This is a genomic window from Paraburkholderia sp. BCC1876 (assembly GCF_902833695.1).
Lineage (GTDB): Bacteria > Pseudomonadota > Gammaproteobacteria > Burkholderiales > Burkholderiaceae > Paraburkholderia.
On record NZ_CADFGI010000006.1, the window covers coordinates 203,920 to 217,317 of the forward strand.

Sequence of the window (13,398 nt, forward strand, 5' to 3'; positions counted from 1 at the left end):
GAACGATACACCGCACGCCGTGCCAACCCGCCGAGGAAAAATTCTAATCCACGTAAATCGTTGCGCCGTAAGACATTCTTCCGTCGCCATGAGCCAACTCGACCCCCGCGGCACGCGCATTGCTCAAAGCGAGCGTCCATCGACACGGACCGCGCCGCTCCCCAAACAGGCGCGTTGTGCGGCAGGGAAGGAGGGAGTGCTCCGTTTCGGAACGCCGTCCAGACACCATTCGAAGCAGCGATGAATACGGTGCGGGACGTTCCGAGGTTCGAAGCGAAGCACCCATAAATCAATGGGCCAAAGGCCCAACATCGATATAGGTGAACACAATGAAAATGATCCGATCCATCGCGGCCATGGCTGCCGTTGCGTCCTTACTGAGTGCCTGCGGTGGCGGCGGTACCAGCGACGTCGGCAAGGAACTCGGGCTGACCAATCCGGAAATCCATTTCATCAATGCGAATCCCAGCGCGCCGGCCCTCGACTTTCTCGTCAACGGTGCCGCGCCTTCGGGCCAAACCAACGTCGCCTATAAAGGCGTGACCAACCTCACCAATATCGGCACGGGTTCGACCACGGTTGCCTACGCGGCGACCGGCACGACGACCGCACTCGCGAGCGGCAATTTCCCGAACGTCGCGAACGGCCATAACTATACGGTCGTAGCTTTGCCGAACGTAACGGCGCCGGCGATCGGCCTGATCGACGATCCGTTCGACAAGGGCCTGCTGTCCAATAGCGCGCGTTTGCGTGGCTTCAACGCATCGCAGAACGCGACCAACCTTGACCTGTATCTCGTGCCGGCCGGCACCACCGACGTGACCAGCCTCAACCCGACCATGTCGAGCGTGCAATACAACAACGCGATACCGGCGAGCGGCCAGGATTCGATCTATGTGTCCGGCGGCGACTACGCACTGATCGCAACGGTGGCCGGCAGCAAGACGCCGATCTTCCAGTCGGTGGCCTTCTCGCTGTCGAACAACGCGGACTGGCTGATCACGACGGTGCCGATCGGCGGCACGCTGAGCCAGTTGCTGCCGGGGCAGATCCATCTGCTGATCTCGCAGAACGGCAATACCGGTCAGCCGGCTCAGGAGTTCACGAACACGCTGACGGGCATGTAAGCACGCCGCGCTGGCAGGCGCGTGCAGCGCCTGCGAGTGGCGGACAGTCCTGGGGAGGACGGAGCGGCGATCCACGCGAGTGGGTCGCCGTTTTGTTTGGTGTGGGTGGTGCGGATGGTGCGGATTGTGCGCGCAACTTTGGCACGTCTTTGACATACCTGCGCCCATGAAAAAAGCCCGTCGCGAGATGACTCGCGACGGGCCTTCTGTTCCTGCAAAACCTGCGAAAAGCAGAATACCCCTGCAAATACAGCATAAAGCAGCGACTCGCGGCAGCGCCGCTAAAGCGCCGCCGCGAGTCGCCCGGCGACCGGCTTACTTCGCCTGATCCGCCGAGTTCGTGATGGCGTTGCCGCCCTTCGAGATGTCCTGTCCTGCGCCGGCCATCGTGTTGCAACCTGCGAGCGCAGCGGTCCCTGCAATGAGAAGCAAAGCGATCAGTCGAGTCATGAAAGTTCTCCTTGTCGAGAATGCATCGGTTGACGTGCCCACTCTGTCCGGCACGTGCGACCGGGGCTTGTGTCAGATCGCCAGTCGATCCGGTCTGATTGCATGTTAAAAAAAGGGCGGGGGCGGCGCTGTCAGTTGCGTCGCGATTTTGTTGTAGGCGTGCTCCGGTGTTTGCGTCGGCGCACTCCTACACGCGTTGTGACGATGCAGCGTGCCGCCTTGCTAGACGGGCGTGCGCGTGGGCGTCGCCGCCGGCAGATCGACTGACGGCGTCGCGGTACTGACGCTCGGCATCATCACGTCGATGTCGGTGCCGTTCGGTTCGCCGCGCCGGATATCGAAACGCCCGCCGTGCGCGGCGACGCGCTGACGCATGCCGAGCAATCCATGCGTGTGAGTGCGCTTCAGATCGGCCGGCATGATGCCGACGCCGTTGTCGGCGATATGCAGGGCGACCTGGCCGTCGCCGACCTCCAGTGCAATCGACACCTTCGACGCCCGCGCGTACTTCGCGGCATTGGTCAGCGACTCCTGGGCGACGCGAAACAGCGCGATCTCGGTCTGCTCGTCGAGCTGGATATCGTCGGCGGGGAGGTGCAGATCGAGCGTCCAGCTGTTGCGTTGCGCGGCTTCGTCGGCGAGCGTGCGCAGTGCCGTGACGAGCCCGAAATTGGCCAGCACGGTAGGCCGCATGTCTTCGATGATGCGGCGCTTGAGCGCAATGCCCTGGTCGAGATTGGCGAGCGCGCGTTTGAGTTTGTCGGAGATCTCCGGCGCGCTGTCTTTCAGTTTGCGGTTGGCCCACGCCACGTCCATCTTGCTGGCGGTCAGAATCGCGCCGAGTTCGTCGTGCAGTTCGCGCGCGAGCTGGGTCTTTTCGTTTTCGCTGACCGCCTGCAAATGCCAGCCCAGCGCTTCGAGCTGACGGGTGCGTTCGCCGACGAGCTGATCGAGTTCTTCCTGTTGCGTGATCAACTGACGCTGCACGCGCGCCTGGCGATCGATCTGAATGCCGAGATTGCGAAACAGCAGAATGAACAGCACGATGTTCAATGCCGACAAACCCGCCGCGCACAGCGTGGAAATACGCTGATCGGCGCGGCTCGCGGCCAGCGCGTGCTGCGCGCGGCGTTCCTCGTTGTCGCGTAGCAACGTGAGCGTGCTGTCCACCAGCGACGCGTCAGCCGGGTTCGCCGCGCTCAGCGGCCCACACGCGGCCAGATCCAGCGGATGCGGCGCCGCACGTTGCAGCGCGGCGGCGCCCGCGCCGATGCGCGCTTCGATCAGCGCCAGAATCTGCGTGAAGCTCGTGAGTTCGGCGTTATCCGCTTTGCCGCCGCGATAGAAGCGGTTCAACTGCTGTTCGCTCTGGCGAATCCGTGCGGCGGTCGCGCAATAGGCTTGCGCGGTGGCGTCCTGCTTCGTCAGAAGAAAATCGCTTTGCTGCGCGCTCAGATTGGAGAGCTGGCTGGCGAGCGTGCTCAGTTGCACGGTGACGTCGCGGGCGTCGAGCGCGGTCTCGTACTCGGCGGCAATGCGCTCGCGCGCGGTTTCCAGAATCACCAGGCCGCCTACGGTGATAACGATCGCAACCGTCATCGCGATGGCCCAGCTGCGGTTGTGCATCCACTGACTCAGTCGCGTCGCGGCCGCTGGATCGCGCGGGGTCTGCAGGTTCGACGTGTTCTGTGCATTTGGCACATTCGGCTCCTCGGATGGGGCATCAGTGTAACGTCCACCGCCGTAACGCTGCCGTAATCCAATGTAAGCGGATTCTCACACGAAAACCGGCGTGCGTCGGAATGCGCGTTCGTGCCCCGATCGATAGCATGAGCCTTGATCGTTCATTCATTGTTTCGGGAGAAAGCCACCATGCTGAAATGGGCGTTGTTGTTCGCCGTCGTAGCGATAATCGCCGGCCTGCTTGGCTTTACCGGCATTGCGGCGGGCGCGGCCGCGATCGCGAAGTTCCTGTTTATCGTGTTCGTGATTCTGTGCGTGGTGTTCCTCGTGCTCGGCTTCGTGGTGACGAAAAAGATCGTCGATTAGCGCGGCTTGCACATCGAGCGGAACCCCACTGAAAGGAGAGTTGCCATGCTTCACTACGCCATTGTCTTTTTCGTGATCGCGATCATAGCGGCCGTGTTCGGTTTTACCGGCATTGCAGCGGGCGCGGCGGAAATCGCCAAGATCCTGTTCTACATTTTCCTCGTCGTGTTTGTGGTCACGTTGTTGCTCGGCGTGTTCCGAACGTAGACGAGCAGCGATTCCTCTTTGACCGGCGCATCAGGCGCGATTCGTGCGGGATGCGTTGTTCCCCCCAAAACGGATTAAGGAGAAATTAAATGTCGAAGTCACCAGGTGCCCAGAGCGCCGCCCCCCAAACTCCGCCTAACCAGCCGTTCGTGATGGACCTGAAGAAGATTCGCGAGGACGCGCGCAAGCATATGTCCGACGGTCCGGTCACGCAGAGTTACGGGGCGGACCGCGAGACCGTGCTGAAGCTGCTCAACGACGCGCTGGCCACGGAAATCGTCTGTACTTTGCGTTATAAACGGCATCACTTCATGGCCAAGGGCATTAACTCGGAGGCCGTGGCGGCGGAGTTCGCCGAACACGCGGCCGAGGAGCAGGAGCACGCCGACCGCATCGCCGAGCGCATCGTTCAACTCGGTGGCGCGCCGGATTTTGCACCGGACGGCCTGAAGACGCGCTCGCATTCGGAGTACAAGGAAGGCGACAATCTGACGGACATGATCAAGGAGAACCTGGTCGCCGAGCGGATTGCCATCGACACCTATCGCGAGATCGTTCGTTACCTCGGCGAGAAGGACGTGACGACGCGCCGTATGTTCGAAGACATTCTCGCGGTCGAAGAAGAGCATGCCGACGACATGGCGGATCTTCTCGAAGGACGGGAATAAGCCCGGTGACGCTATGCCGGCGCGTGCCGGGCGCGGGTGGGTCTGGAAAGAAGCAAGGTCCCGCGTCCGTTGCACGCAGCATGAATGGCAAGCGCCGCCGGCTTTCGTACCGCTCCGCATGACCGGTGCGCCAGCGTGCCGGAGATCATTACAATGTCTGCTCTGGAGCGTTTCCACAGCAGGGACACCAAGCCGATGATTCGAGTGTTGATAGCCGACGACCATGCGATCGTCCGAGGGGGTTTCAGGCAGTTCGTCGCCGACGAGCCGGACATGTGCGTCGCGGCGGAAGCCGCCACCGGCGACGAAACCATCAGCCTCGTGCGCGAGCAGGTGTTCGACGTGGTGCTGCTCGACATCGCGATGCCGGATAAAAACGGCATCGACACGTTGCGCGTGATCAAACAGGTGCGCCCCGAGCAGGGCGTGCTGATTCTGTCGGGCTACCCGGAGAGTCAGTACGCGATCAACCTGCTGCGTGCCGGCGCGAACGGTTATCTGAACAAGGATTGCGAGCCGGAGGAGATCGTGCGGGCGATTCGTTCGGTGGCGCGCGGGCATCGTTACTTATCGGAAGCGGTTGCCGATACGCTCGCCGACAATCTCGACAAACCCGCTGCGGGGCGGCCGCATGAAGCGCTGTCGGAGCGCGAGTTCCAGATCTTCTGCAAGCTCGCGGCCGGCCGGCTTCCTACTGAAATCGCGGAGGAATTGCATTTGTCCGTGAAGACCGTGAGCACCTATCGGGCGCGCGTGCTCGAGAAAATGCGTTTGGCGAACAATGCCGATCTGACTTATTACGCGATCAAGAACGGCCTGATCGAATAATGGACGATCGAGACCAGCCGATGAACAGCGAACCTAACCCTGTTGCCGAATCAGCGAATCGCGCACCGTTGCGCGTGCTGCTGATCGAGGATTCGCCGCTGATCCGCCGCAGCCTGGTGGAAGCGATCGACGCGTCGGGTTTGCTGCGCGTCTGCGCTTACGCCGATTCCGCCGATCAGGCGATCGCGCTGCTGACCGACGAAGCGTTCGACGCGGTGATTGTGGACCTGCAACTCAAGCAGGGCTCAGGCGTTCCCGTGCTGGCGTATTTGCAACGTGAAGGGCTGATCGACACGGTGTTCGCCGCAGTGCTGACGAATCACGCGTTGCCGGCTTACCGGGAACGTTGCGAGCAATACGGTGTGCGTCACTTCTACGACAAGTCGTTCGAGTTCGACCGGGTGATCGACGCGCTGCATGAATACGCGTATGCGCGAGGCGGTCAATGAGCGCCTCGCGCGGCTTGAACGCCGGCTAAAAAAAGCCGCTGAAAATAGCGGCTAACGTTTCAAATTTTCAACCGGTCAAAGCAGACCCTGACGTTTCGCACGAGCCGGCAGCGCCAGATGATTCCACGCCGCGAGCCCGGCGAACGCGAGTCCGGCCACGCTGACGCCGAGCCATCCGAACATCGGCCAGACGAACGCGCCGACGCCGGAACCGAACGCCCCGCCAATGAAATACGCCACCATGTACACCGTATTCACGCGTGAGCGTGCATCGGGCTTCAGCGCGTAAATGCGCGACTGGTTGGAAATCTGCGCGGCCTGCACGCCAATGTCGAGAATGATCACGCCAACCACGAGCCCGGCAATACTCTTCGCCGAGGCGCTAAATACCACGAACGAAATCGCCACCAGCGCGATCGACACGGTGATGATCGACTGCGGTCCGCGCTTGTCCGCGAACTTGCCGGCGAGCGGCGCGGCCATCGCGCCGGCCGCGCCGACGATCCCGAACAGCCCCGCGGCCTGCGGCCCGAGATGGAACGGCGCACCGGCCAGCAGCAGGGCCAGCACCGACCAGAAAATACTGAACGCGCCGAACATGGCCGCGCCGGTCAGCGACGCTTCGCGCAGCGCGCGATGCTCGACGATCAGATGCCACATCGACACCAGCAACTTGCCGTAGGGCAGCGTCGAAGTCGGCTGGCTCTTCGGCAGACGCAGAATGATCACTACCGCCAGCACCAGCAGCGCGACGACCGACACAGCGAACACCGCGCGCCATCCAAAGTATTCGGCGACGAGACCGGCGGCCGTTCGTGCCAGCAAAATTCCCAGCAGCAGACCGCTCATCACGGTGCCGACCGCGTGACCGCGCTCGGCCGGCGGCGCGAGTTCCGCGGCGAACGGCACGGCCTGTTGCGCGATGGTGGCGAGTACGCCGATCGCCAGACTTGCGCCGATCAGCACCGTCAGCGTCGGCGCCGCAGCGGCCACGACCAGCGCGATACACATGCCGACGATTTGCAGCAGGATCAGCCGGCGTCGATCGAAACGGTCACCAAGCGGCGCCAGCAGCAGCATGCCCGCGGCGTAGCCGAGTTGCGTGACAGCCGGCACCGCGCCGACCCACGACGCGCCGGCCGGAAACGACTGGCGGAAATTGTCGAGCAGCGGCTGGTTGTAGTAGATGTTCGCGACCGACACACCGGCGATGGTCGCGAGCAGAAACAGCAGACCGCGCAACGACCGGTCGGCGGTGGCGGGAGAAGACGGATTGGGTGTGGACATGAGAGGCGACGTTCGACGGACCGGCCCATGCGCGGTCCTTGAGCGTGCCGATCATACCGGAGCAGGGCCGATCGTGCTGACGGCGCCGGCGGCCGCGTGACGCGTTCGCCCCGCGCCGGAAAGGCCCAGGGGCGATCGAATCAGTTGATCGAATCAATCGACCGGATCAGTCGATCAACGCGCCTTCCGGTTCATAGAACGGATACGGCCCGTCGGCGGCCTCGACATACGCGTGATGCGTGACGATGCCGGTCGCCGGATCGTAGCGATGCAGCGCGTACGCGGGCGGCTCCATCATGAACGCTGACGGCGCGTCGTCGCGCAGATCGAGCGCGACCTGATGCGCGGGCGCCGGCACGGCGGAGGCGATCGTGCCGCCGAAGCGGACGAACATCGGCCGATGCACATGGCCGCAGATCACCCGCTCCACATTCGGATAACGCGCGATCAACGCGGCGAGTTTGTCGGCCGCCGCCGGGTCGAGCCGCAATTCGTCCATATGACCGATGCCGCACACGAACGGCGGGTGATGCAACGCGACCACCGTCGGCTTGCCTTGCGCCGCGTCGAGTTGCGTCGCGAGCCACGCGAGCCGGGCGTCGCACAGCAAGCCTGCGCTTTGACCCGGCACCATCGAATCGAGCGCGATCAAACGCAGCGGACCAATATCCACCGCGTAGTGCACGAACTCGCCGCCGCTCCGCAATTCCGCGCGATCGGGAAACGCCGCGCGCAAGGCGGCGCGTTCGTCGTGATTGCCGACCAGCAGGAAGTAGGGAATCTCAAGCGGCGCGAGCAGCGCTTTGAGGTACTCGTACTGTTCAGGGTCGCCCTGGTCGACGAGGTCGCCGGTCATGATCACGGCATCGGGACGCGGTTCGAGCGCGTTGAGCGCGGCGACGCAGCGCGCCAGATGCGCGCCGGTGTCGACGCGGCGGTAAGCGAGCGCGCCCGGCCGTTTGATATGCAGGTCGCTAATTTGAGCTAGCAGCATGGGGTAGTCCTTTTTTTAACGCGCTCAGTCGGGCAGCGCGATGTCGTCAAGATAGCGCAATCAGCGCGTCCTGCGCGATCGAGATGCCGACCGGCGTGCCGCGCGCCAATTCGACGCGGCCCGCGACATCGATCAGCAACGCGTCCGGTGCGGCGCCGCCTATCGTCAGACGGGTGCGTTCGCCGAGAAACGCCGTGCTTTCCACGTGGCCGCGCAATTGCGCGTTGGCCGGATCGGCGAGATACGCGTCTTCCGGACGGAAGAAAATCTCGTGCGCGGCGTTGCCTTGCGCGGTGCTTAATAAGGCCGGCAGCGGCACCGCGCCGCCGGTGGTGGTCAGCATGCCATCGCGGCGTTCGCCCGCCAGCCGGTTGATCGTGCCGACGAACTGCGCGACCGTGCGATTCGCGGGCCGGTAGTAGATGTCGCGCGGCGAGCCGATCTGCTCGATGCGCCCCGCGCTCATCACGACGATGCGGTCGCCGAGTTCCATCGCTTCGGCCTGATCGTGCGTCACGTAGACGGTGGTAATGCCCAGCTCGCGCAACAGCGTATTCATTTCGCTGCGCAAGGTGTCGCGCAAACGCGCGTCGAGGGCGGTGAGCGGTTCGTCGAGCAGCAGCACGCGCGGTTGCACCGCGAGCGCGCGAGCCAGCGCCACGCGCTGACGCTGGCCGCCCGACAACTGGTCGATCGGTTTGTCGGCGTGCGCGGTGAGACGCATCATTGCGAGCAATTCGTCGACGCGCTGGCGCGCGGTGTCGGCGGCCGTGCGCCGGATCTTCAGCCCATAGCCGATGTTGCCGCGCACCGTCAGGTTCGGAAACAGCGCGTAGCTCTGGAACACCATGCCGACCTGGCGCTTTTCGATCGGCAGCGCGGTGACGTCTTCGTCGCCGAATGCGATGCGGCCGCCTGCGTCCGGTGTTTCGAGACCCGCGATCATGCGCAGCGTCGTGGTCTTGCCGCAGCCCGACGGGCCGAGCAACACCAGCGTTTCGCCGGCGCCGATCTGCAGATCGAGCGGTTCGAGCACGCGCGTGCCGCGAAACGTTTTCGCGCACTGCGCGAGCGTAATGGGAACGGAGGTGAGTTTCATGGCGTGGACGTGGGCGTTGACTTGATGATGGACTTCGATGCCGAGGCCGCGCTGCGTTTTTTCGCCGCGCTGCGCTGACCGGTCGCATCGACGCCGAGCCATTGCATCGCGACGAGCAGGGGCATCGTCATGATGAAAAACAGAATTGTGTACGCGCTGCCGATCTCGATGCGCAGCGACGCGTAGGTGTCGGCGAGACCGACCGGCAGCGTCTTGGTGTCGGGCGTATGCAGCATCCACGTCAGATTGAATTCGCCGATGGACAGCGTCACGACCGCCAGCGCGCCGGCCACGATACCCGGCCGCGCATTCGGCAGCACGACCGTCACGAAGCGCTGCCAGAAGCTCGCGCCGAGACTCGCCGCGCCTTCTTCGAGCGTGCGCAGATCGCTGCTCGCGCAGACCGCGGCGACCGCGCGCACCATGAAGGGCAGCGTGAACACCACATGCCCCACCACGATAAAGGCCACGCTCATGCGGAACATCGTGAAGCCGCCGTAGACCACCAGCAGCGCGAGCGCGGACGCGAGCCCGGGCAGCGCGATCGGCAGCACCAGAAATTCTTCGATGATGCGCGACAGCCGCGTCTTGCTGCGCGCGAGCACGTAACCTGCGGGCACGCCGGTGAGCAGCGTGATGAACAAGGTCGCCGCCGCGACTTCGAGCGACAGGAACACCGAGTCATGATACTGCGTCCACACTTCGACGAGCCAGCGCAGCGTGAGTCCGCTCGACACGCCTTTGAAGTAGTTGACCGTCAGCCCGGCCATGATCGACATGACGACCGGCACGATCAGAAACGCGCACAGCAGCAGCGTGACGAGCCATTGGCCGGCCGCGAGCCAGCTTCTCGACGTCGGCAGCTTGAACCGCGAGCGCGGCTTCGCGGCCGGCAGGAAAGGAGCGGGGAGGGTGTTCATCGAAGACGCGGGGTCCGGTTGTCGGGTTGCCCCGGGTTTGACGATGCCGCTCATGCGCTTGCCGCCACGGCCGAGCCGCTCACGCTGCGCGCGAAAGCCAGCACCGCCCACGTGACGATGCCGAGCACGATCGAGAGGCCGGCCGCCGTCACCATGTTCGCGTTCAGCGTGAACTCGGTGTAGATAGTCATGGGCAGTACGTCGATGTCGGTGGCGAGCGTGAAGGCCGTGCCGAAAGCGCCCATCGAGGTCGCGAAACACACCGCGCCCGCCGCGATCAGACCCGGCGACAAAGCGGGCAGCACGATGTCGCGCGTAATCCGCCACGGCGACGCGCCGAGCGAACGCGCGGCTTCTTCGAGCGACGCGTCGAGCTTGGTGGCCGATGCCATGACCGTGACGATCACGCGCGGAATCGAGAAGTACAGGTAGCCGAGAAACAGGCCGCTCATCGAATACGCGAACACCCAGCGATCGCCGGTGAGTTTGAGCGAGAGCGCGCCGATCAGCCCCTGGCGTCCCGCCAGCATGATCACCATGAAGCCGACCACCACGCCGGGAAACGCCAGCGGAAAGGTGAGCAGCGCGAGCAGCGTGCGCTTGAGCGGAAACTCGCGGCGCGCCAGCAGCAAGCCGGCGATCACGGACAGCACGAGCGTCGCCGCCGTGACCGCCGCCGAGAGCAGCACGGTCGCGCCGAGGCTCGACATGTAGCGCGGATTGGTCAGCATCGCGCGATAGGTGGCGAAGGCGTGGCCGTCGCCGCTCAGTTGTGCAAGCGCACCCATCGGCAACAGCCAGAACGCGATGAACACCGCCAGCGCCGGCGCGATCAACGCAATGCGCCAGCGCAGTGGGAACGTAATGTCGTTCAATGCATCACCTGGAGATAACGCTCGCCGAAGCTCGATTGCTTCTCCGCCATCTTGCCGAAATCCACCGGCTTGGCGCGTGCGTAGTCGGCGGCCGGCAGGAATTTGGCGGCCATTTCCGGGCTCATCGCGCTGGCGCGGACCGGACGCAGATAAGCCTCGGCCCACAGCTTCTGGCCTTCGTCGGAGAGCACGAAATCAAGCACCTTCTTGCCGTTCGCTTCGTGCGGCGCGCCCTTCACCAGACTCATCACGTACGGCACCGAGATCGTGCCTTCCTTCGGAATCACGAATTCGACGTTCGCGTGATCCTTGTACTTGGCGCGGTAGGCGTCGAAGTCGTAGTCGAGCAGGATCGGAATTTCACCGGACATTACGCGCGCGTAGGCGGTTTGCTTCGGCACGATCGGCGCGTTGGCCTTCAGCTTGCGGAACCAGTCGAGGCCCGGTTCGAAGTTGTCGAGCGTGCCGCCGAGCGCCTGGTTCACCGCCACCGCACCCGCATAGCCGACGAACGCGCTCGACGGATCGAGGTAGCCGATCATGCCTTTGTATTCAGGCTTGAGCAGGTCGGCCCACGAACGCGGCACCGGCTTGCCTTCGAGCGCGTCCTTATTGACGAAGAAGCCCAGCGTGCCCGAGTGGATCGCGAACCAGTAGCCTTGCGGGTCTTTCTCGTTGGCGGGAATGTCGTCCCAGTGCGCCGGCTTGTACGGCTGGATCACGCCTTTGTCCTTCGCCTGGAATGCCGACGACACGCCCAGGTACACCACGTCGGCGACCGGGCTCTTCTGCTCGGCCATCAGTTGCGCGATCGACTGGCCGGAGTTCTTGTTGTCGAACGGCACGCGGATGCCGGTCTTTTGCTGGATCGCCTTGATCTGGCTGGCCCAGTCGGCCCATTCGGGCGGGCAGTTGTAGCAGATCGCGGTTTCGTCGGCGTAGGCTGCTTGCGGGGCGAGCGCGCCCAGGGCGGTGCTGATGACCGCGCCGGCGGCGAGCGCGGCGGCGCTGGCGCGCGCGAGGCGGGACCAGAGCGGCTTGAGCGACGGGCGTGACTGGAGTGACTGGGGTGACTTAAGCGACTTAAGCGACTTAAGCGGTGAAGCGAAGCGGGCGGACGAGCGGATCACTGCGGGTCTCCTGGAGAGGACGAGAGCGGGTGGTTCGGGGTCGAGGTGCGTGAGTCGAAAGACGGATCAGGCGAACGGTTTTTCCACAGTGGCCGCCGATGCATGCGGCGGCGACGTGGCATCGCGATTCGAAATCGCCGCGATGGTCGCGCCCTGGCGCAGGCTGTGCGGCAAGGTCAGCGTCAGCGAGGTTTCGTTCAACGCTTCGTACGTACCGCCGACGCGCGCCAGCAAACGCTGCCACGCCGCGCAGCCGATTTCGCGATTCGGCGCGCAGATGCTGGCGAGCGGCGGCGACAGCAGATCGCCCACGGCGAGGCCGTCGAAACCGAGAATCGACATGTCGTGCGGAATTTGCAGACGCGCGCGGCGCAGGCCGCGCATGACCACCATCGCGAGCAGGTCGTTGCTGCAGAACAGCGCGCTCGGGCGATTCGGCCCGCTGGTCAGATGCGCGAGCACCGACGGCGACAGCTCGTCGGCGTTGAAATCGACTTCGAGCGCGGGCGCCGGGGTGAGGCCGGCCTGCTGCATGGCTTGCGAGTAACCCAGATGCCGCTGACGGGCGCGGTCGGATGCGGCCAGCGAACCGGCCAGCATCAGGATGCGGCGGTGACCGTGCGCGATCAGCATGCGTACGCCGTCGTAGGCGGCGAGGCGGTTATCGACCGACACCGACGGGCGACGCACCGTGTCGTTATGCATCAGCACGTAGAGCAGGCCGTCGCGGTCGAGTTCGTCGAGCAGCGGGTGCGTGTCGGCGTCGGACACCGTCAGGATCAGGCCTTCCACGCGATGTTCGCGCAGCGTTTCGATCGCGTGACGTTCGCGGTCGGCGTCGTACTGGGTGGTCATCAGCATGAGCCGGTAGCCCTGCGCCGACGCGAGTTCGTCGATGCCTTGCAGGCATTCGGCGAACACGGGGTTGGCGAGCGTCGGCAGAATCACGCCGATCAGACGCGTGCGCTCGCCGCGCAGTTGCCGGCCCAGCGGGCTGGGGCGAAAGTTGAGGGCGTCGATCGATTGACGCACTTTGTCGAGCGTGACGGGGTTCACGGTGTGCGGCGCGTTGATCGCGCGCGAGACCGTGGCGATGGAGAAGCCAGCGTGCGCGGCGACATCTTTGATCGTCGGGGTCATGGGGTTCCGCTCGGTTGTAAACGTCGGGTTGTAAACGTTTTCGTGAGCGGATTATCGGGAAGCTTTGTGACTTGCGGATGACTTCGAAATTCAGCGCGGCGGGGGCGGGGATGGGCGGGTGGACCTCCGGATTGCGCCGGTTTGGTGCGCTCGCCAGGCAATGGTAGAATTCGCG

At 64.2% G+C, this 13,398-nt stretch carries 15 protein-coding genes; 6 read left to right on the forward strand and 9 right to left on the reverse strand.

The window, feature by feature from the left end:
- The first annotated feature begins 329 nt into the window (after positions 1–329).
- The gene (locus tag HWY05_RS22695; RefSeq protein ID WP_035546686.1) at positions 330–1,127 is read left to right on the forward strand and encodes a DUF4397 domain-containing protein; all 798 of its coding nucleotides are present in this window, start codon (positions 330–332) and stop codon (positions 1,125–1,127) included.
- Between the two features lie 315 nt (positions 1,128–1,442).
- On the opposite strand, the gene HWY05_RS22700 is transcribed toward HWY05_RS22695, so the two are convergent.
- Entirely contained in the window at positions 1,443–1,577 is a 135-nt protein-coding gene (locus HWY05_RS22700) for an entericidin A/B family lipoprotein (protein ID WP_035546684.1), read from the reverse strand.
- Between the two features lie 222 nt (positions 1,578–1,799).
- Positions 1,800–3,278: a sensor histidine kinase gene (locus tag HWY05_RS22705; RefSeq protein ID WP_176059709.1), complete on the reverse strand. Its 1,479-nt coding sequence runs from the start codon at positions 3,276–3,278 to the stop codon at positions 1,800–1,802.
- 171 nt (positions 3,279–3,449) lie between these two features.
- On the opposite strand from HWY05_RS22705, the gene HWY05_RS22710 reads away from it, so the two are divergent.
- The 5 genes from HWY05_RS22710 (at position 3,450) to HWY05_RS22730 (ending at position 5,778) form a co-directional block, all read left to right on the forward strand.
- Entirely contained in the window at positions 3,450–3,626 is a 177-nt protein-coding gene (locus HWY05_RS22710; protein WP_176059710.1) for a DUF1328 family protein, read from the forward strand.
- Between the two features lie 45 nt (positions 3,627–3,671).
- Positions 3,672–3,833 carry a DUF1328 family protein gene (locus HWY05_RS22715; protein WP_006052455.1) on the forward strand — a complete coding sequence of 54 codons (162 nt, stop codon included), beginning with the start codon at positions 3,672–3,674 and terminating at the stop codon, positions 3,831–3,833.
- A gap of 89 nt (positions 3,834–3,922) precedes the next feature.
- Positions 3,923–4,501 (forward strand): ferritin-like domain-containing protein, encoded by a 579-nt coding sequence (locus tag HWY05_RS22720; RefSeq protein ID WP_176059711.1) that lies wholly within the window; start codon positions 3,923–3,925, stop codon positions 4,499–4,501.
- Positions 4,502–4,696: 195 nt separating this feature from the next.
- Complete coding sequence (locus tag HWY05_RS22725; protein WP_176059849.1) at positions 4,697–5,329, forward strand: response regulator transcription factor; 633 nt, start codon at positions 4,697–4,699, stop codon at positions 5,327–5,329.
- 20 nt (positions 5,330–5,349) lie between these two features.
- Positions 5,350–5,778 carry a response regulator gene (locus HWY05_RS22730; protein ID WP_244146678.1) on the forward strand — a complete coding sequence of 143 codons (429 nt, stop codon included), beginning with the start codon at positions 5,350–5,352 and terminating at the stop codon, positions 5,776–5,778.
- 75 nt (positions 5,779–5,853) lie between these two features.
- Here HWY05_RS22730 and HWY05_RS22735 read toward each other — a convergent pair whose 3' ends face one another.
- From HWY05_RS22735 to HWY05_RS22765, 7 genes are all read right to left on the reverse strand, one after another.
- Positions 5,854–7,065: an MFS transporter gene (locus tag HWY05_RS22735; RefSeq protein ID WP_176059713.1), complete on the reverse strand. Its 1,212-nt coding sequence runs from the start codon at positions 7,063–7,065 to the stop codon at positions 5,854–5,856.
- Positions 7,066–7,231: 166 nt separating this feature from the next.
- Positions 7,232–8,059: a phosphodiesterase gene (locus HWY05_RS22740; RefSeq protein ID WP_176059714.1), complete on the reverse strand. Its 828-nt coding sequence runs from the start codon at positions 8,057–8,059 to the stop codon at positions 7,232–7,234.
- 46 nt (positions 8,060–8,105) lie between these two features.
- Complete coding sequence (locus HWY05_RS22745) at positions 8,106–9,158, reverse strand: ABC transporter ATP-binding protein (RefSeq protein WP_176059715.1); 1,053 nt, start codon at positions 9,156–9,158, stop codon at positions 8,106–8,108.
- Positions 9,155–10,078: an ABC transporter permease subunit gene (locus HWY05_RS22750; RefSeq protein WP_176059716.1), complete on the reverse strand. Its 924-nt coding sequence runs from the start codon at positions 10,076–10,078 to the stop codon at positions 9,155–9,157. The genes HWY05_RS22745 and HWY05_RS22750 overlap by 4 nt, the downstream gene beginning before the upstream one ends.
- Before the next feature lie 50 nt (positions 10,079–10,128).
- A complete protein-coding gene (locus HWY05_RS22755) occupies positions 10,129–10,953 on the reverse strand; it encodes an ABC transporter permease (RefSeq protein WP_035546666.1) in 825 nt (274 codons plus the stop codon).
- Entirely contained in the window at positions 10,950–12,083 is a 1,134-nt protein-coding gene (locus tag HWY05_RS22760; RefSeq protein WP_176059717.1) for an ABC transporter substrate-binding protein, read from the reverse strand. Before HWY05_RS22760 ends, HWY05_RS22755 begins: the two co-directional genes overlap by 4 nt.
- Before the next feature lie 66 nt (positions 12,084–12,149).
- The gene (locus HWY05_RS22765) at positions 12,150–13,223 is read right to left on the reverse strand and encodes a LacI family DNA-binding transcriptional regulator (RefSeq protein ID WP_176059718.1); all 1,074 of its coding nucleotides are present in this window, start codon (positions 13,221–13,223) and stop codon (positions 12,150–12,152) included.
- Positions 13,224–13,398 lie beyond the last annotated feature (175 nt).